This is a genomic window from Bacillus sp. SIMBA_031 (assembly GCF_046535225.1).
In the GTDB taxonomy this organism is placed as follows: domain Bacteria; phylum Bacillota; class Bacilli; order Bacillales; family Bacillaceae; genus Bacillus; species Bacillus velezensis.
The window spans coordinates 1-274 of record NZ_JAWRXC010000212.1 but is presented as its reverse complement, the minus strand read 5'-3'; the positions used below and the strand labels follow the sequence as shown (position 1 = coordinate 274).

General features: G+C 57.3%; 1 protein-coding gene. It reads left to right on the top strand.

Annotated features, from left to right (window positions below; all coding sequences use genetic code 11):
- Window positions 1-200, top strand: a 200-nt coding sequence (locus SB724_RS20065) for a hypothetical protein (RefSeq protein ID WP_410572590.1), incomplete at its 5' end; no start/stop codon positions are given.
- Between the last annotated feature and the right edge of the window lie 74 nt (window positions 201-274).

The following is a 274-nucleotide window of genomic DNA, read 5'->3' as shown; positions in this document are numbered from 1 at the left end:
CTCCGAATTCAAGTTCGTGCATTGCTGGAAAAGAACTGACGACATTCAGTTTGATGGTCATCACACTCGCGACAGGGCGAGCGCAAGCCACGGCACGAAACCGTTCAAACCTTGGTCGATATGGGAGTTACAGCGAGCGCGGCGGAGGGGCTGGCAGTTCGGAAATGAACTGCGCCGTCAGAGAATGGACGACAGCCTGATAGACAGGCGAGGAAGGTACAGTGATAACTGCGTACGTCACGGGTACGACCGGCACGCCGCAGACAGCGCCACC